Genomic DNA, 18650 nt, shown 5'->3' on the forward strand with positions numbered 1-18650 from the left:
CCCCGTCCGTTTCACACCTTCTTCACATCCGATACCGCCGTGCGTCTGAGCTCGATCAAACTCGCTGGCTTCAAATCCTTTGTCGATCCCACGCATTTCCAGGTTCCGGGCCAGCTTGTCGGCGTGGTGGGCCCGAACGGGTGCGGCAAGTCCAACATCATCGATGCCGTGCGCTGGGTGCTCGGCGAGTCGCGCGCCTCCGAGCTGCGCGGCGAGTCGATGCAGGACGTGATCTTCAACGGCTCGACCGCCCGCAAGCCCGGCAGCCGGGCAAGCGTCGAACTGATCTTCGACAACTCCGACGGCCGTGCGGCCGGGCAGTGGGGCCAGTACGGCGAGATCGCCGTGAAGCGCGTGCTGACGCGCGACGGCACGTCGAGCTACTACATCAACAACCTGCCGGCGCGCCGCCGCGACATCCAGGACATCTTCCTCGGCACGGGCCTCGGGCCGCGTGCGTACGCGATCATCGGGCAGGGCATGATCGCGCGGATCATCGAGGCGAAGCCGGAAGAGCTGCGCGTGTTCCTCGAGGAAGCCGCGGGCGTATCGAAGTACAAGGAACGCCGCCGCGAGACCGAGAACCGCCTGCACGACACGCGCGAGAACCTGACGCGCGTCGAGGACATCGTTCGCGAACTCGGTGCGAACCTCGAGAAGCTCGAGGCGCAGGCCGTCGTCGCGACCAAGTACAAGGAACTCGTCGCCGACGGCGAGGAGAAGCAGCGCCTGTTGTGGCTGCTGCGCAAGAACGAGGCCGCCGGCGAACAGCAGAGGCAGCAGCGCGCGATCGAACAGGGGCAGATCGACCTCGAGGCGCAGACGGCGAAGCTGCGCGAGGTCGAGTCGCAGCTCGAGACGCTGCGCGTCGCGCATTACTCGGCGAGCGATGCGATGCAGGGCGCGCAGGGTTCGCTCTACGAGGCGAATGCCGAAGTGAGCCGCCTTGAAGCCGAGATCAAGTTCATCGTCGAATCGCGCAATCGCGTGCAGGCGCAGATCGCCGCGCTGAACGCGCAGCGCGAGCAATGGCGCGCGCAGGCCGAGAAATCGCAGGACGAGCTCGAGGACGCCGAAGAGGCGCGCGCGATGGCCGACGAGAAGGCCGCGCTCGCCGACGACAACGCAGCCGCGAAGCACGACGCGCTGCCGGCGCTCGAAGCGAAGTGGCGCGACGCGCAGGCGCAGCTCAACGACGAGCGCGCGCGGATCGCGCAGACCGAACAGTCGCTGAAGCTCGAAGCCGCGCACCAGCGCAACGCCGACCAGCAGCTCCAGCAGCTTCAGCAGCGCCATGAGCGCCTGAAGAGCGAAGCGGGCGGGCTCGACGCGCCGGACGAAGTCCAGCTCGAAGAGCTGCGCATGCAGCTCGCCGAGCAGGAAGAGATCCTCGCCGAAGCGCAGGCGCGCCTCGCCGACGCGCAGGAAACGGTGCCGCGTCTCGATGGCGAGCGCCGCGCCGCGCAGGAGCGCGTGCAGGCCGAAGCCGCGCAGATCCACCAGCTCGAGGCGCGCCTTGCCGCGCTGAAGCAGTTGCAGGAAAACGTGCAGACGGAAGGCAAGGTGCAGCCGTGGCTCGACAAGCACGAGCTTGGCGCGCTGCCGCGCCTGTGGAAGAAGCTGCACGTCGAAGCGGGTTGGGAAGCGGCGCTCGAGGCCGTGTTGCGCGAGCGCCTCGCCGCGCTCGAAGTGTCGAATCTCGACTGGGTGAAGGCGTTCGCGACCGATGCGCCGCCCGCGAAGCTCGCGTTCTACGCGCCGCCCCCGGCCGGCGAACCGCCGGCGGCCTTGGCCGGGCTGCGCCCCGTGCTGTCGCTCGTGCGTATCGACGACGCCGGCATTCGCGCGGTGCTGAACGACTGGCTCGGCAACGTGTATGTCGCCGACGACGTCGCGCAGGCGCTCGCGACGCGCACGCAGTTGCCGGCGGGCGGCGCGTTCGTCGTCAAGGCCGGCCATATCGTCACGCGTGTCGGCGTGCAGCTTTATGCGGCCGATTCGGAGCAGGCCGGGATGCTGGCCCGCCAGCAGGAAATCGAAAACCTGACGCGCCAGGTGCGTGCGCAGGCGCTGCTCGCCGACGAGGCGCGTACGGCCGCCGTGCGCGCGGAAGCCGCGCACACGCAGGCCACGCAGGCGCTCGGCGACGTGCGCGCGCAGGCCGAGCGCGCGACGCAGCGCGTGCACGCGCTGCAGATGGACGTGCTGAAGCTCGCGCAGGCGCATGAACGTTACACGCAGCGCAGCACGCAGATCCGCGAGGAACTCGAGGAAATCGGCGCGCAGATCGAGGAGCAGCGCGCGCTGCGCGCGGAGTCGGAAGCGAATTTCGAGCGCTTCGACGGCGAACTCGCGGAACTGCAGGCGCGCTTCGAGGACAACCAGCTCGCGTTCGAATCGCTCGACGAATCGCTGACGCAGGCGCGTCAGGAAGCGCGTGACCTGGAGCGCGGCGCGAACGACGCGCGTTTCGCCGCGCGCAACGCGGTGACCCGGATCGACGAGCTCAAGCGCAGCATCCAGGTCGCGCACGAGCAGAGCGAGCGCGTCGCCGCGTCGCTGGAAGACGTGCGCGCCGAACTCGAGACGATCAACGAGCAGACCGCGCACACGGGCCTGCAGGACGCGCTCGAGATTCGCGCGGTGAAGGAAGAAGCGCTGCAGGCCGCGCGGATCGAGCTCGACGACCTGACCGCGAAGCTGCGCGCGTCGGACGAGCAGCGCCTCGTCGCCGAGCGCTCGCTGCAGCCGCTGCGCGACCGCATCACCGAATTGCAGTTGAAGGAGCAGGCCGCGCGCCTGTCCGTCGAGCAGTTTGCCGAGCAGCTCGCGACGGCCGAGGTCGACGAGGCCGCGCTGTCCGCGAAGCTGACGCCGGACCTGAAACCGTCGTACCTGCAGGGCGAGGTCACGCGGCTCAACAACGCGATCAACGCGCTCGGCCCGGTGAACATGGCCGCGCTCGACGAGCTGAAGGCCGCGAGCGAGCGCAAGGTGTTCCTCGACGCGCAGTCGGCCGACCTGATCGATGCGATCACGACGCTCGAGGACGCGATCCACAAGATCGACCAGGAAACCCGCACGCTGCTGCAGGGCACCTTCGACGAGGTCAACCGTCATTTCAGCGACCTGTTCCCGCGCCTGTTCGGCGGTGGCCAGGCGAGGCTGATCATGACGGGCGACGAGATCCTCGATGCCGGCGTACAGGTGATGGCGCAGCCGCCCGGCAAGAAGAACGCGACGATCCACCTGCTGTCGGGCGGCGAGAAGGCGCTGACCGCGACCGCGCTGGTGTTCGCGATGTTCCAGCTGAACCCGGCGCCGTTCTGTCTGCTCGACGAGGTCGACGCGCCGCTCGACGACGCGAACACCGAACGGTTCGCGAATCTCGTGCGCGCGATGTCCGAAAAGACGCAGTTCCTGTTCATCTCGCACAACAAGATCGCGATGGAGATGGCGCAGCAACTGATCGGCGTGACGATGCAGGAGCAGGGCGTGTCGCGGATCGTTGCGGTGGACATGGAAACCGCCGCGGGTTTTGCCCAGAATTGACGTTTGACGAAACCGGATCGCGTTCGCGCGGCGCATGGGCGCCCGTTCGCGGTCCCGACGAAAAAGAATTGCTGATGGAGCATGCATGGACGAGTTGACACTCGGTTTGATCGGCGCGGGCGCTGTCGTGGTGGGCGGCGTCGTGGTCTACAACGCATGGCAGGGCGCGAAGGTGCGGCGCAGGATGCCGCGTCCGATGCCGGAGGAAGCGGCCGAGGCGATGAACCGCCCCGAGCGCGACGAAGAGTTGCCGTTCATCGAGCCGGTGCGTCAGCCGGTGCGTCGCGAGCCCGCGGCACCGGCCGCGGCGACTGCCACGCCGGCTGAAGTTTCGCGCGTCGAGCCGACGTTCGGCGGCGCGGCGCCTGCCGATATGCCGGCCGATCTGCAGGCCGAGGCGACCGGCGTCGATATGCCGCCCGAGTCGACGGAGCCGGCTGCCGGTGAAGGCACGGTGACTGCCGCCGTGCACGAAGCGCCCGCCGAGGCGGCCGAGCCGACCGAACCCGTGCTGCCGGCCGCGACGACGATCTCGTCGGCGCCGCCCGCGATCGTCGATCGCCGGATCGACTGCATCGTGCCGATCCGTCTCGCCGGGCCGCTGCCGGGCGACAAGATCCTGCCGGTCGCGCAGCGGCTGCGCCGCGCGGGCAGCAAGCCCGTGCATATCGAAGGCAAGCCGGAAGGCGGCCAATGGGAGCTGCTGCAGAACGGCGTGCGCTACGACGAACTGCGCGCGGCCGCGCAGCTCGCGAACCGCGGCGGTGCGCTGAACGAGCTCGAGTTCTCCGAATTCGTGACGGGCGTCCAGCAGTTCGCCGACGCGATCGACGGCGCGCCGGAATTTCCGGACATGATGGAGACGGTGGCGATGGCGCGCGAGCTCGACGCGTTCGCCGCGCAGTGCGACGCACAACTGTCGATCAACGTGATGTCGGACGGCGCACCGTGGTCGGCGAACTACGTGCAGGCGGTCGCGTCGCAGGACGGGTTGCTGCTGTCGCGCGACGGCACGCGCTTCGTGAAGCTCGACGCGAAGCAGAACCCCGTGTTCATGCTGCAGTTCGGCGACACGAACTTCCTGCGTGACGACCTCACGTACAAGGGCGGCAACATGATCACGCTGGTGCTCGACGTGCCGGTCGCCGAAGAGGACATCCTGCCGTTCCGGCTGATGTGCGATTACGCGAAGTCGCTGTCGGAACGGATCGGCGCACGGGTCGTCGACGATTCGCGCCGGCCGCTGCCGGAGTCGACGCTGCTGGCGATCGAGCAGCAGTTGATGAAGCTGTACGCGAAGCTCGAGGAAGCCGGCATTCCGGCCGGTTCGCCGGTCACGCGCCGCCTCTTCAGCCAGTAACGCGAAGGAGCGGGCGGCGGGCTTCGGCGCCGCCGTTCATCGCTGCAGCGCACACCTTTCCGGGTGCGCTGCAGCACGCTCATCGGGCACGCATTGCACGCCCCGCCGCGGCGTCAAACTGAGATAATCGGGCATCCGATTTTCTCAGAACGAATCTGCCGCCAGCATGGCCCGAACCCAAGCCGAACCGCCAGCCAGCCAGCCCGACGCGCGCGCCGCGTGGCTGCGCGACCAACTCGAGCGGGCGAACTACGCCTATTACGTGCTCGACCAGCCGGATCTGCCCGACGCCGAATACGACCGGCTGTTCCGCGAACTGCAGCAGCTCGAAACCGACCATCCCGAACTCGTGACGCCCGATTCGCCGACGCAGCGCGTCGGCGGCGAGGCGGCCGGCGGTTTCACGCCGGTTGTCCACGACGCGCCGATGCTGTCGCTGAACAACGGCTTCGCCGACGAGGACATCGCCGCGTTCGACAAGCGCGTTGCCGACGCGCTCGACAAGACGACCGATCTCGCCGGCTCGGTGACGGAACCCGTCGAATACGCGTGCGAACTGAAGTTCGACGGCCTCGCGATCTCGCTGCGCTACGAGCAAGGCGTGTTCGTGCAGGCGTCGACGCGCGGTGACGGGACGACGGGTGAGGACGTGACCGAGAACGTGCGCACGATCCGCTCGATTCCGCTGAAGCTGAAGGGCAAGAACGTGCCGGCCATGCTCGACGTGCGCGGCGAGGTGCTGATGTTCAAGCGCGATTTCGCACGCCTGAACGAACGCCAGCGCGCGGCCGAGCAGCGCGAATTCGCGAACCCGCGCAACGCGGCGGCCGGCAGCCTGCGCCAGCTCGACTCGAAGATTACCGCGCAGCGTCCGCTGTCGTTCTTCGCGTACGGGATCGGCGTGCTCGACGGGATGCCGATGCCCGACACGCACAGCGCGCTGCTCGACTGGTACGAGTCGCTCGGTCTGCCCGTGAACCGCGAGCGCGCGGTCGTGCACGGCGCCGAAGGCCTGCTTGGCTTCTTCCGCACGGTCGGCGAGAAGCGCGAGTCGCTGCCGTACGACATCGACGGCGTCGTCTACAAGGTCAACCGGCGCGACGAGCAGGAGCGGCTCGGCTTCGTGTCGCGCGCGCCGCGCTTCGCGCTCGCGCACAAGTTCCCCGCGCGGGAGGCGCTGACGAAGCTCGTCGCGATCGATGTGCAGGTCGGCCGAACCGGCGCGATCACGCCGGTCGCGCGCCTCGAGCCCGTGTTCGTCGGCGGCGCGACCGTGACCAATGCGACGCTGCACAACGAGGACGAGGTGCGCCGCAAGGACATCCGGATCGGCGACACCGTAATCGTGCGGCGCGCGGGCGACGTGATTCCGGAGGTCGTCGGCGCGCTGCTCGACCGACGCCCGGCCGATGCGGCCGAATTCGTGATGCCGACCGAATGCCCGGTGTGCGGCTCGAAGATCGAGCGCCTGCCGGACGAGGCGATCGCCCGTTGCACGGGCGGCCTGTTCTGCCCGGCGCAGCGCAAGCAGGCGCTGTGGCACTTCGCGCAGCGCCGCGCGCTCGACATCGACGGGCTCGGCGAGAAGATCATCGACCAGCTCGTCGAGCTGAATCTCGTGCGCACGCCGGCCGACCTGTTCAATCTCGGCTTCGCGACGCTCGCCGAGCTCGACCGGTTCGCCGAGAAGTCCGCACAGAATCTGCTCGACTCGCTCGAGAAGGCGAAGCACACGACGCTCGCGCGCTTCATCTACGGGCTCGGCATCCGTCATGTCGGCGAATCGACCGCGAAGGATCTCGCGAAGCATTTCGGCTCTCTGACGCCGATCATGGACGCGTCGATCGAAGAACTGCTCGAAGTCAACGATGTCGGGCCGATCGTCGCCGAGTCGCTTCACCAGTTTTTCGCGGAGGAGCACAACCGGACCGTGATCGAGCAGTTGCGCGCGCCGGGCAAGGTCACTTGGGCGGAAGGGCCGCCCGCGCCGAAGGCGCCGCAGGGCGTGCTGGCCGGCAAGACGGTCGTGCTGACGGGCACGTTGCCGACGCTCACGCGCGATGCCGCGAAGGAGATGCTCGAAGCGGCGGGCGCGAAGGTGGCCGGCTCGGTATCGAAGAAGACGGATTACGTGGTCGCGGGCGCCGAAGCCGGCAGCAAGCTCGCGAAGGCCGAGGAACTCGGCATCCCCGTGCTGGACGAAGACGGTCTGCACCAACTCCTGGAGGGCAATACGCCATGATTCGCGAGATCCTGAAGATGGGCGACCCGCGCCTGCTCGAAGTCGCCGAACCGGTCGAGCGGTTCGATACACCTGAACTGCACGAGATCGTCGCGGACATGTTCGAGACGATGCACCATGCGAACGGCGCCGGGCTGGCCGCGCCGCAGATCGGCATCGGGCTGCAGATCATCATCTTCGGCTTCGGCAACAACAACCGCTACCCGGATGCACCGCCGGTGCCCGAGACCGTACTGATCAATCCGAAGATCGAGTACCTGCCGCCGGACATGGAAGAGGGCTGGGAAGGCTGCCTGTCGGTGCCGGGCATGCGCGGCGTCGTCAGCCGCTACGCGAAGGTGCGCTACAGCGGCTTCGACCAGTTCGGCGCGAAGATCGATCGCGTCGCCGACGGCTTTCACGCACGCGTCGTCCAGCACGAATACGATCACCTGATCGGCAAGCTGTATCCGATGCGGATCACCGACTTCACGCGCTTCGGCTTCACCGAGGTGCTGTTCCCGGGGCTCGATCCGGCTGCCGACGACTGACTGCCCGGCTTCTCGCAGAAAGCAAAAAAGCCCGCTCGCGCGGGCTTTTTCATTGCGTGGCGGACGTGACGTGCCCGCGGTCAGAACGTCTCGTCGGCCGACAGATAGCGCCATTGCCCCTGCGGCAGTGCGCCGAGCATCACGCGGCCCATCCGTACGCGCTTGAGGCCGATCACTTCGAGGCCGACCAGTTCGCACATGCGGCGGATCTGGCGCTTCTTGCCTTCGCGCAGCACGAAGCGCAGCTGTTCGCCGTTCTGCCAGCTCACCATCGCGGGCTTCAGTGCGACGCCGTCGAGCTCGAGGCCGTGGCGCAGCTTCGCGAGCGATTCCGCGGGGAAGTGCTGGTCGATATCGATGAGCTGTTCGCCGAAGCGCACCCGTACCAGGTACTCCTTGTCGATGTCCGATTGCTCGCCGATCAGCTGCTTCGCGATCCGGCCGTTCTGCGTCAGCACGAGCATGCCGGTGGAATCGATATCGAGCCGGCCGGCCGGCGCGAGCGCGTGCAGGTGCTGCGGCGAGAAGCGCAGCGGCGAATGGTCGCCGCTCCAGCGGTTCGCGCGCGTGACCAGCACGGCCGCGGGCTCATAGCCGTCCTCCGCCTGACCCGACACATAGCCGACCGGCTTGTGCAGCAGGATCGTCACCTGCGCGGCCTGCTCGGCGCTCGCGCGCTCGTCGATCTCGATTTTCTGGTCGGCGCGTACCTTGGTGCCGAGCGTATCGATGCGTTCGCCGTCGACGAGCACCCAGCCCTTTTCGATCCATTCGTCGGCTTCGCGGCGCGAGCACATACCGAGCTCGGACATCCGTTTCGACAGGCGCATCAGGCCCGTTTCGTCGCCGTAATCGATGTCGGCTGCCTGGCGCTTGACGGGTTGCGCGGCCTTCAGGCCCGCGCCGGACGAGCGGCGCTCGGTGCTGCCACGCTCGCCGTCGCGTGCGGGGCGAGCCGGACGGTCGCCGAAGCTGCGCTTCGCGCCTTCGCCGGCTGCCTTGTCGCGGTAGGGTGCGCGGGCGCCGCCTTCTGCACCTGCGCGGCGCGGTCGTGCATCGTCATCGCTACGGCGGGGCGGGCGATCCGACGATGTACGGCGGTCACCGAAGCTGCGCTTCGCGCCTTCGCCGGCTGCGTTGTCACGATAGGGCGCGCGTGCGCCGCCTTCAGCACCTGAGCGGCGCGGTCGCGCATCGTCATCGCTACGGCGGGGCGGGCGGTCGGGCGACGTACGGCGGTCGCCGAAGCTGCCCTTCGCGCCTTCGCCGGCTGCCTTGTCGCGGTAGGGTGCGCGTGCGCCGCTTTCGGCACCCGCACGGCGCGGTCGCGTATCGTCATCGCTACGGCGGGGCGGGCGATCCGACGACGTACGGCGGTCACCGAAGCTGCCCTTCGCGCCTTCGCCGGCTGCCTTGTCGCGATAGGGTGCGCGTGCGCCGCCTTCTGCACCGGCACGGCGCGGTCGTGCATCGTCATCGCTACGGCGGGGCGGGCGGTCGGACGACGTACGGCGGTCGCCGAAGCTGCGCTTCGCGCCTTCGCCGGCTGCGTTGTCACGATAGGGCGCGCGTGCGCCGCCTTCTGCACCGGCACGGCGCGGTCGCGCATCGTCATCGCTATGGCGGGGCGGGCGATCCGACGACGTACGGCGGTCGCCGAAGCTGCGCTTCGCACCTTCGCCGGCTGCGTTGTCGCGATAGGGTGCGCGCGGGCCGCCTTCGGCACCCGCACGGCGCGGTCGCGCATCGTCGTCGCCACGACGGGGCGGTCGCGCGTCGGGCTTGCCGCGGCTGAACGGCTTGTCGCCGCTGCGGCGATCGCCCGCCGGCCCGGCATCGGCGCCGCGATACGGGCGGGACTCGCCGCGCTCGCCACGTGCCGCAGGTTTGCCGTCGGTGCCGCGATAGCTGCGTTCGGCACCGCCGTCACGCGGCGCACGCTTGGCCGTTGCACGATCCGCGCCCGGGCGCTCGGCGCCCGCGGCACCGCGCGGCTTGAACGTGCGTTCGCCGGCGGCTGCCGGGGACGCCTTCTTCGGGCGGGCCGGCTTTTCTCCTGCGGGCGGCCCGACGGGGCGCACCGCCTTGCGGGCGACGTGGCTGCCGGAGCGGACAGGTGCGCGGGTCGGCGACGCCGGCTGCGGATTCTTGACGGTCAATTTGGTGCGCATAAACGCTGGAATTCATTCAGACTGCGATCGCACGCAGCAACTCGGTTTCGAGCTGGATCTGCAGGCGGTTGTCGGACAAGCCGGCGCCCGCGAGCAGGAAGATATCCTCGACGCGTTCGCCGAGTGTATTGATCCGCGCCGCATGGACGCCGATCCGATGCTCGGCGAGCACGCGCGCGATCGAATAGAGAAGGCCCGGCCGGTCGTTGGCGGACACGGACAGGATGTAGTACTGGCCTCGCTCGTCGGCCCGCAGGTCGACGCGCGGCGTGATCGGAAACGTTCGGGACAGCCTGGACAGGCGGCCCTTGGACGGCTCCGGCAGCGGCGCGGTTTCGGCGAGCCGCATCGCGAGCTGCTGTTCGACGAGATTCGCGATGTCGCGGTACTGCACGTCGCGTTCGGTCTGCGTGACGATGAAGTTGTCGAGCGCATAGCCATGCCGCGTCGTGCTGACGCGCGCGTCGAGCACCGACAGCCCGTTGCGGTCGAAATACGCGCAGATGCCCGCGAACAGGTCGGGGCGGTCCTTCACGTACACGAGCACCTGCAGCGCGTCGCCGATCGGCGACGGCCGCGCGCGGACGATCGCGGTTTCGGCGTTCACGTGCCGGTGCAGCACACGCGTCTGCCATGCGATGTCGGCTGCATCGTGACGCAGGAAGAAGCCGATGTCGAGTTGATCCCACAGCGCGCGGTGCGCATCGTCGGGCACGGTCTCGAGGCGCAGCAGCGCGAGCGCCTGCTCCTGCCGCGACTTCAGCTCCGAATGCGCGTCGGGGTTGGCGCCGCCGAGCACCGCGAGCGTGACGCGGTACAGATCCTCGAGCAGCTTGCCCTTCCACGTGTTCCACACTTTCGGGCTCGTGCCGCGGATATCGGCGACGGTCAGCAGGTAGAGCGCGGTGAGGCGCCGTTCGTTGCCGACGAGCTCGGCGAAGCGCTTGATGACTTCGGGGTCGCTCGTGTCCTGCTTCTGCGCGACCTGGCTCATCGTCAGGTGATGCTGGACGAGCCACACGATCAGCGCTGCGTCGTCGCCGGCGATCGCGTGTTCGCGGCAGAAGCGCCGCGCGTCGGCCATCCCGAGCGTCGAGTGGTCGCCGCCGCGGCCCTTCGCGATATCGTGGAACAGTGCCGCGACATACAGTACCCACGGGCGCTCGAAGTTGCCGATCAACTGGCTGCAGAACGGGTATTCGTGCGCATGCTCGGCCACCGCGAAGCGGCGGATGTTGCGCAACACCATCAGGATGTGCTGGTCGACCGTGTACACGTGGTACAGGTCGTGCTGCATCTGGCCCACGATGCGGCGGAAATTCAGCAGGTAGCGGCCGAGCACGCTCGTCTGGTTCATCAGCCGGAACGCGTGCGTGATTCCTTCGGGCTGCTGCAGGATCATCATGAACGTGCGGCGGTTCTGCGGATCGCGGCGCCACACGTTGTTCATGATTTCGCGCGAGTTGTACAGCGCGCGCAGCGTGCGTGCGGACAGGCCCTTCACGCCGCGGGTCGTCTCGTACAGCAGGAACGCTTCGAGGATCGCATCGGGATGCCGTTCGAACACGCCGTCGTCGACGATCTCGAGCATCCCCTGCTTCTCGACGAAGCGGTCGGGCGACAGCACGCGCGTGATGCCGCTCGTCGCGGGGAAGAGCTGCGCCTCGATGTTCTGGATCAGGATCGTCGCGAGCTGCGTGACGGCTTTCGCGGCCCAGTAATAGCGGCGCATCAGCTGTTCGCTCGCGCGCTTGGCCTGCGTCGGCTGGTAGCCGAAGCTTTCGGCGGCCTGAGTCTGCAGGTCGAAGACGAGCATGTCCTGGCGGCGGCCGGCGATCACGTGCAGCCGCGCGCGCAGCGTCTTCAGGAAGCCTTCGTTGCGGCGCAGCTCGCGCGCTTCGCGCTCGGTGATGAGACCGCGCGTGTCGAGTTCGCGCCAGCTGCTGCCGAAGCCGGCCGCGCGCGCAATCCACAGGATCGTCTGCAGGTCGCGCAGCCCGCCGGGGCTTTCCTTCACGTTCGGTTCGAGGCTGTACGGCGTGTCCTGGAACTTCGCGTGGCGCTGGCGCATCTCGAGCACCTTCGCGGTGAAGAACGCGCGGGCGTCGAGTGCCTCGTGGTAGCGCACCGTGAAACGCTCGAACAGCGCGGTGCTGCCGACGATGCGGCGTGCTTCCAGCAGCGACGTTTGCACCGTGACGTCCTGCGACGCCTCCTCGATGCACTGCGCGACCGTGCGCACGCTGCTGCCGATCTCGACGCCGAGATCCCACGCCATCCCGATGAAGCGCTCGATGCGCGGGTCGAGCGCCGGGTCGTGCGCATCGGGCAGCAAGACGAGGATGTCGACGTCGGAATGGGGCGCGAGTTCGCCGCGCCCGTAGCCGCCGACGGCGACGAGCGCCAGCGTCGCGGGCAGCCCGCAGTCGTCCCACACGCGCTTGAGTGCGTCGTCGGTGAGTTTCGACAGCGCGTGCATCAGCGCCGCGACGTTCGTCGCGCGGCGAAAGCGCTCGAGCATCTCCGTCTTGGCGGCCTTGAATTCGGCGCGCCGCGACAGCGCTTCGGGCGAGGGGGCTGCGTGAGCGTTCATGGGCGGCCGGTCAGGTGCGGGCGGGGCGGGCTGGCGCGACGGCGCTCAGACCGCGGCGGCCGGTTGCGCGAACACGGGGCGCGCCGGCGTGCCGGCCGACACGGTCAGCACCTCGTAGCCGGTTTCGGTGACGAGCACCGTATGCTCCCACTGCGCGGACAGGCTGCGGTCGCGCGTCTTGACCGTCCACTGGTCGGGCATCGTGCGGATGTCGCGCTTGCCGGCGTTGATCATCGGCTCGATCGTGAAGATCATCCCGGCCTTCAGTTCGATGCCCGTGCCCGGACGGCCGTAGTGGACGACCTGCGGATCCTCGTGGAACACCGTGCCGATGCCGTGGCCGCAGTACTCGCGCACGACGCTGTAGCCCTGCGCTTCCGCGTGCTTCTGGATCGCGTAGCCGATGTCGCCGAGGTGCGCGCCGGGCTTGACCTGGTCGATGCCGAGCCACATGCACTCATAGGTGGTCTGCACGAGGCGCTTCGCGAGGATCGAACCCTCGCCGACGATGAACATCCGGCTCGTGTCGCCGAAGTAGCCGTTCTTGATCACGGTGATGTCGATGTTCAGCGCGTCGCCGTTCTTGATCACCTTCTCGCCGGGAATGCCGTGACAGATCACGTCGTTGACCGAGATGCAGGTGGCCTTCGGGTACGGCGGGTAGCCGGGCGGCTGGTAGTTCAGCGGCGCCGGGACCGTGCCCTGTTCGTTGAGCATGAACTCGTGGCAGAGGCGATCGAGTTCGGCGGTCGTGACGCCCGCGACGACGTGCGGCGTGATGAAGTCGAGCACTTCGCTCGCGAGACGGCAGGCGACGCGCATCTCGGCGATATCGTGTTCGTTTTTGAGCGTAATAGCCATCGAGGTGTGCCTGGAATACGGTGAATTGACGGATTATCGCACCTTATGGCGGGTATCGCAGCCCCTGCCGCCCGCGCGGATGCGGGTTTTCGCGGATTGTCCGGCCGGCTGCCGCACGGCTGGCGAAAGTGGCGGGCGACTTGAGAGCGGACAAATCGGCGTGCTATACTCTTTGGCTAAGTCGATATCCAAATGCCGATGCGCTCCGTCTTGGGGCGGCATCGCGGTGGAAGGCTTACGGCACGGGCATTTCGCACGTGTCGAATCGCAAGCCGGCGCAACCAGGGTGCCGGCCGCGCAGAATTCGACGCCCTTCGGGGCAGGTTCGCGCGGCGGTACGGCAGCCGGCTTAAGACCCAACCCTCGTGGAGAATTTACATGGCAGTTACGATGCGCCAAATGCTGGAAGCGGGTGTCCACTTCGGTCACCAGACGCGCTTCTGGAACCCGAAGATGGCTCCGTTCATTTTCGGTCACCGCAACAAGATTCACATCATCAACCTCGAAAAGACGCTGCCGATGTTCACGGACGCACAGAAGTACGTGCGTCAGCTGGCAGCGAACCGCGGCACGATCCTGTTCGTCGGCACGAAGCGTCAGTCGCGTGACACGATCGCCCAGGAAGCGCAGCGCGCAGGCATGCCGTTCGTCAACGCACGCTGGCTCGGCGGCATGATGACCAACTTCAAGACGCTGAAGGTATCGATCAAGCGCTTGAAGGACATGGAAGCGGCCGTCGAATCGGGCGAAACCGAGAAGATGAGCAAGAAGGAAGCGCTGCTGTTCGAGCGCGAAATCGCCAAGCTGCAGAAGTCGATCGGCGGCGTGAAGGACATGGGCGGCATTCCGGACGCAATCTTCGTCGTCGACGTCGGCTACCACAAGATCGCCGTTACCGAAGCGAACAAGCTGGGCGTGCCGGTCATCGCCGTGGTCGATACGAACCACTCGCCGGAAGGTGTGGATTACGTGATCCCGGGCAACGACGACTCGAGCAAGGCAGTCGCGCTGTACGCTGAAGGCGTGGCCGACGCGATCCTCGAAGGCCGTGCGAACGCGGTCAACGAAGTGGTCCAGGCCGCACGCGGCGACGACGAGTACGTCGAGGAAAACGCGTAACTGGCCCCGAGCCGGCGCAAAAAGGGGGCTCTCAACAGGCCCCCTTTTTTTAAGCTTGTGCGCCGGACCTGATCGCGCCCAATCGGCGCAGGTCCGGAAACGAATCTCGGCCGTTCGCGTCAAAGCGGGCGGCGTTGTGAATACAGACTCAAGGAGCGAATGATGGCGGCAATTACCGCAAGCATGGTGGCAGAACTGCGCGCAAAGACCGACGCACCGATGATGGAGTGCAAGAAGGCGCTGACGGAAGCCGACGGCGATCTGGCCAAGGCTGAAGAGTTGCTGCGCGTCAAGCTCGGCAACAAGGCGAGCAAGGCGGCATCGCGCGTGACGGCCGAAGGCGTCGTCGCATCGTTCGTCGGCGGCAACGCAGGCGCGCTGGTCGAACTGAACTGCGAAACCGACTTCGTCGCGAAGAACGACGACTTCCTCGCGTTCTCGAAGACGGTTGCAGAACTCGTCGCGACGCAGAACCCGGCCGACGTGGCCGCGCTGTCGGCGCTGCCGCTCGACGGCTCGACGGTCGACGCAGTGCGTCTGGCGCTGGTCGGCAAGATCGGCGAGAACGTGTCGATCCGCCGTTTCGTCCGCTTCGAAACCGCGAACAAGATCGCTACGTACCTGCACGGCGCGCGTATCGGCGTGATCGTCGAGTACACGGGCGCGGAAGAGCAGGTCGGCAAGGATGTCGCGATGCACATCGCGGCAATGAAGCCGGTCGCGCTGTCGTCGGCCGACGTGCCGGCCGAGCTGATCGAGACGGAACGCCGCGTGGCCGAGCAGAAGGCTGCGGAATCGGGCAAGCCGGCCGAGATCGTCGCGAAGATGGTCGACGGCAGCGTCCAGAAGTTCCTGAAGGAAGTGTCGCTGCTGAACCAGACGTTCGTGAAGAACGACAAGCAGACGATCGAGCAGATGCTGAAGGCAGCGGATGCCGCAGTGCAGAAGTTCGCGCTGTTCGTCGTCGGCGAAGGCATCGAAAAGCGCCAGGACGATTTCGCCGCCGAAGTGGCCGCGCAAGTCGCAGCAGCAAAGCAGCAGTAAGCAGTCAGGCAGTATCCGCGGCGGGCGCCCGCTCCGCCGCGGTCGGCGCCGCCGCCGGCCGGCCGGGAACCCCGGTCCGACCGTCGGCGCTTGCCCGAATCAGTATTTCGCCCCTACAGTTCGTGGTTGTCATCCTCTCGTCGCTCGGAAGCCCCTATGTCCAATGCCTATAAACGCGTCCTCCTCAAACTCTCCGGCGAAGCGCTGATGGGCGACGATGCCTTCGGCATCAATCGCGCGACGATCGAACGGATGGTGGCCGATATCGCCGAGGTCGTGCGGCTCGGTACGCAGCTCGCGGTCGTGATCGGTGGCGGTAATATTTTCCGCGGTGTCGCGGGTGGCGCGGCCGGCATGGACCGCGCGACCGCCGACTACATGGGGATGCTCGCGACGATGATGAACGCGCTGGCGCTGCAGGACGCGATGCGCCACGCCGGCATCGAGGCGCGCGTGCAGTCCGCGCTGCGGATGGACCAGGTCGTCGAGCCGTACATCCGGCCCCGCGCGATCCGCCAGCTCGAGGAAGGCCGCGTCGTGATCTTCGCGGCGGGCACGGGCAACCCGTTCTTCACGACGGACACGGCCGCCGCGCTGCGCGGTTCGGAAGTGGGCGCCGAGGTCGTGCTGAAGGCGACCAAGGTCGATGGCGTATATTCTGCCGATCCGAAGAAGGATCCGGCGGCCACGCGCTACACGACGATCAGCTTCGACGAGGCGATCAGCCGCAACCTGCAGGTGATGGACGCGACGGCCTTTGCGCTGTGCCGCGACCAGAAGCTGCCGATTCGCGTGTTTTCGATCAACAAGCCGGGCGCGCTCAAGCGCATCGTGCTGGGCGAGGACGAAGGTACGCTCGTCCACGTGTAAACTCCCGCGGGTGCGGGTCATCGGCCGCGGCGCGCAAGATGCGCCGGGCGGGGCCCGCGTTCTTTGAAGGTTTGAAGGTTCGGAGGTTGAAATGAGTGTCGCTGATACCAAGAAGGGCGTCGAGCAAAAGATGCAGCGCTCGATCGAAGCGTTCAAGAACGATCTGGCAAAGATCCGTACGGGCCGTGCACACGCCGGTCTGCTCGATCACGTGCAGGTCGACTACTACGGGTCGATGGTGCCGATCTCGCAGGTCGCGAACCTGACGCTCGTCGACGCGCGCACGATCGGTGTGCAGCCGTGGGAAAAGAACATGGTCGCGAAGGTCGAGAAGGCCATTCGCGAAGCCGATCTCGGCCTGAACCCGGCAACGTCCGGCGACCAGATCCGCGTGCCGATGCCCGCGCTGACGGAAGAGCGCCGCCGCGAGCTGACCAAGGTCGTCAAGAGCGAAGGCGAAACGGCCAAGGTCGCGATCCGCAACCTGCGCCGCGACGCGAACGAAGCGCTCAAGAAGCTCGTGAAGGACAAGGAAATCTCGGAAGACGACGAGCGCCGTGCGAGCGATGACGTGCAGAAGCTGACCGACAAGCACGTCACCGAAATCGACAAGCTCGTGCAGAGCAAGGAAGCCGAGATCATGACGGTTTGACGACCGTCCTCGCGCGCCGCCTTCTTCCCGCATTACTGTCTCAACGGCCATGACCTATACCAGCTCTACCGTTCGCGTGCCTGACGTCGGCGTCGTGCCGCGTCATATCGCGATCATCATGGACGGCAACGGCCGTTGGGCGACCGAACGCCGCTTGCCGCGCGTCGCGGGGCATACCCGCGGCGTCGATGCCGTGCGGGCGGTGGTCGAAGGCTGCGCGCGCGCCGGCGTCGAATACCTGACGCTGTTCGCGTTCAGTTCGGAAAACTGGCGCCGGCCGAACGACGAAGTGTCGTTCCTGATGCGGCTGTTCATCACCGCGCTCGAGCGCGAGGTCGGCAAGCTGCATGCGAACGGGATCCGCCTGCGTGTCGTCGGCGATCTCGACCGCTTCGAGCCGCGCATCCGCGAACTGATTCGCCGCGCCGAAACCAAGACGGCGCGCAATACGCGTCTTACGCTCACCATCGCTGCCAACTACGGCGGCCGGTGGGACATCCTGCAGGCGACGAAGAAGCTCGTCGAGCAGGCCGTGCGCGAGGGTCGCGAGGTCGAAGTGACCGAGGACGCATTCGCGCCGCACCTGGCGATGGCCTATGCGCCGGAGCCCGATCTTTTCATCCGGACGGGCGGCGAGCAGCGCGTCAGCAACTTCCTGCTGTGGCAACTCGCGTACGCCGAATTCTATTTCACCGACAAATACTGGCCGGATTTCGACGGCGCGGCGCTGGCCGACGCGATCGCGTCGTATACCGAGCGCGAGCGCCGTTTCGGGCGTACGAGCGCGCAGCTCGAGCCGCAATCGCAGAACGCCGATTCCCTTTCATGCTGAAAACCCGTGTGATCACGGCGCTCGTGATGCTGGCAGTGCTGCTGCCGGTGACGCTGTTCGCGCCGCTCGCCGCGTTCGGCGCGCTGATCGGCGCCGTGCTCGTGTGCGCCGCGTGGGAGTGGGCGCGCCTGCTGAAGCTCGGCGGCGCCGGCCCGGTCGTCTATGCGGTCGTCGCGGCGCTGGCGCTCGCGGCAACCACGCCGCTCGGCATCGATGCGGCTTCGTCCCGTCCCCTTTTCATGGCGGCCGGTGTGTTCTGGCTGCTGGTCGGCCCGTTCGCGCTGCGGCGCAAGCCCGAACTCGCCGGCGGCGTATGGCGGCCGTTCCTGCTGGCGGCCGGCCTCGTGGTGTTTGCGGCCTGCTGGCATGCGCTCGTCGCGGCGCGCGCGCAGGGCGTGCCGTTCGTGCTGTCGCTGCTTCTGGTCGTCTGGCTGGCCGATATCGGCGCATACTTCGCGGGCAAGGCCTTCGGAAAGCGTAAACTGGCCATCACGATCAGCCCCGGGAAGAGCTGGGAAGGCGCGATCGGCGGCTGGGTCGCGGTGATGGTCGTCGCCGGTGTCGCGATGGCTGCGCATGCGTTCGAGCCGACCCTGTTTTCCGCGTTCGCCGTGCGCTACGAGATGCCCGGTGCGTTGGCCGCGCTGACGCTGCTGGTCGCGTACAGCGTGATCGGCGACCTGTTCGAGTCGCTGCTGAAGCGGCAGGCGGGCGTGAAGGATTCGAGCGGACTGCTGCCTGGCCATGGAGGCGTGCTCGACCGTGTCGACGCGCTGCTGCCGGTGCTGCCGCTCGCGATGCTGCTGCTTGGTTAAACCATTATT

13 protein-coding genes are annotated in these 18650 nt (G+C 67.4%); 10 read left to right on the forward strand and 3 right to left on the reverse strand.

The window, feature by feature from the left end; translation table 11 throughout:
• The first annotated feature begins 39 nt into the window (after positions 1-39).
• The 4 genes from smc (at position 40) to def (ending at position 7684) form a co-directional block, all read left to right on the forward strand.
• Entirely contained in the window at positions 40-3552 is a 3513-nt protein-coding gene (smc, locus tag BFF94_RS08060; RefSeq protein WP_219139195.1) for a chromosome segregation protein SMC, read from the forward strand.
• An 85-nt stretch (positions 3553-3637) separates the two neighbouring features.
• The gene (locus BFF94_RS08065) at positions 3638-4912 is read left to right on the forward strand and encodes a cell division protein ZipA C-terminal FtsZ-binding domain-containing protein (protein ID WP_128845199.1); all 1275 of its coding nucleotides are present in this window, start codon (positions 3638-3640) and stop codon (positions 4910-4912) included.
• Between the two features lie 166 nt (positions 4913-5078).
• Positions 5079-7154 carry an NAD-dependent DNA ligase LigA gene (ligA, locus tag BFF94_RS08070; RefSeq protein ID WP_128845196.1) on the forward strand — a complete coding sequence of 692 codons (2076 nt, stop codon included), beginning with the start codon at positions 5079-5081 and terminating at the stop codon, positions 7152-7154.
• Positions 7151-7684, forward strand: coding sequence for a peptide deformylase (def, locus tag BFF94_RS08075; protein ID WP_128845194.1), 534 nt, complete (start codon positions 7151-7153; stop codon positions 7682-7684). The genes ligA and def overlap by 4 nt, the downstream gene beginning before the upstream one ends.
• 80 nt (positions 7685-7764) lie before the next feature.
• Here the strand turns inward: def and BFF94_RS08080 are convergent, their stop codons facing one another.
• The 3 genes from BFF94_RS08080 to map are packed head-to-tail and all read right to left on the reverse strand — an operon-like array spanning position 7765 to position 13309.
• Positions 7765-9855 carry a pseudouridine synthase gene (locus tag BFF94_RS08080; RefSeq protein ID WP_219139196.1) on the reverse strand — a complete coding sequence of 697 codons (2091 nt, stop codon included), beginning with the start codon at positions 9853-9855 and terminating at the stop codon, positions 7765-7767.
• A gap of 16 nt (positions 9856-9871) precedes the next feature.
• Positions 9872-12448, reverse strand: a complete 2577-nt coding sequence (locus BFF94_RS08085; protein ID WP_128848404.1) for a [protein-PII] uridylyltransferase — start codon at positions 12446-12448, stop codon at positions 9872-9874.
• A 45-nt stretch (positions 12449-12493) separates the two neighbouring features.
• A complete protein-coding gene (map, locus tag BFF94_RS08090) occupies positions 12494-13309 on the reverse strand; it encodes a type I methionyl aminopeptidase (RefSeq protein WP_014896732.1) in 816 nt (271 codons plus the stop codon).
• 378 nt (positions 13310-13687) lie between these two features.
• On the opposite strand from map, the gene rpsB reads away from it, so the two are divergent.
• The 6 genes from rpsB (at position 13688) to BFF94_RS08120 (ending at position 18641) form a co-directional block, all read left to right on the forward strand.
• A complete protein-coding gene (rpsB, locus tag BFF94_RS08095; RefSeq protein WP_128848401.1) occupies positions 13688-14428 on the forward strand; it encodes a 30S ribosomal protein S2 in 741 nt (246 codons plus the stop codon).
• 162 nt (positions 14429-14590) lie between these two features.
• Positions 14591-15472: a translation elongation factor Ts gene (gene tsf / locus BFF94_RS08100; RefSeq protein WP_128848398.1), complete on the forward strand. Its 882-nt coding sequence runs from the start codon at positions 14591-14593 to the stop codon at positions 15470-15472.
• Between the two features lie 156 nt (positions 15473-15628).
• Positions 15629-16342: a UMP kinase gene (gene pyrH, locus BFF94_RS08105; protein ID WP_128848396.1), complete on the forward strand. Its 714-nt coding sequence runs from the start codon at positions 15629-15631 to the stop codon at positions 16340-16342.
• A 91-nt stretch (positions 16343-16433) separates the two neighbouring features.
• Positions 16434-16994 (forward strand): ribosome recycling factor, encoded by a 561-nt coding sequence (gene frr / locus BFF94_RS08110; protein ID WP_128848394.1) that lies wholly within the window; start codon positions 16434-16436, stop codon positions 16992-16994.
• A gap of 49 nt (positions 16995-17043) precedes the next feature.
• On the forward strand, positions 17044-17826 hold the full coding sequence (gene uppS / locus BFF94_RS08115; RefSeq protein WP_048248626.1) for a polyprenyl diphosphate synthase: 783 nt from the start codon (positions 17044-17046) through the stop codon (positions 17824-17826).
• On the forward strand, positions 17820-18641 hold the full coding sequence (locus tag BFF94_RS08120) for a phosphatidate cytidylyltransferase (RefSeq protein ID WP_219139197.1): 822 nt from the start codon (positions 17820-17822) through the stop codon (positions 18639-18641). Before uppS ends, BFF94_RS08120 begins: the two co-directional genes overlap by 7 nt.
• The last annotated feature ends 9 nt before the right edge of the window (positions 18642-18650 follow it).

It is taken from the genome of Burkholderia catarinensis (genome assembly GCF_001883705.2).
In the GTDB taxonomy this organism is placed as follows: Bacteria; Pseudomonadota; Gammaproteobacteria; order Burkholderiales; family Burkholderiaceae; genus Burkholderia; species Burkholderia catarinensis.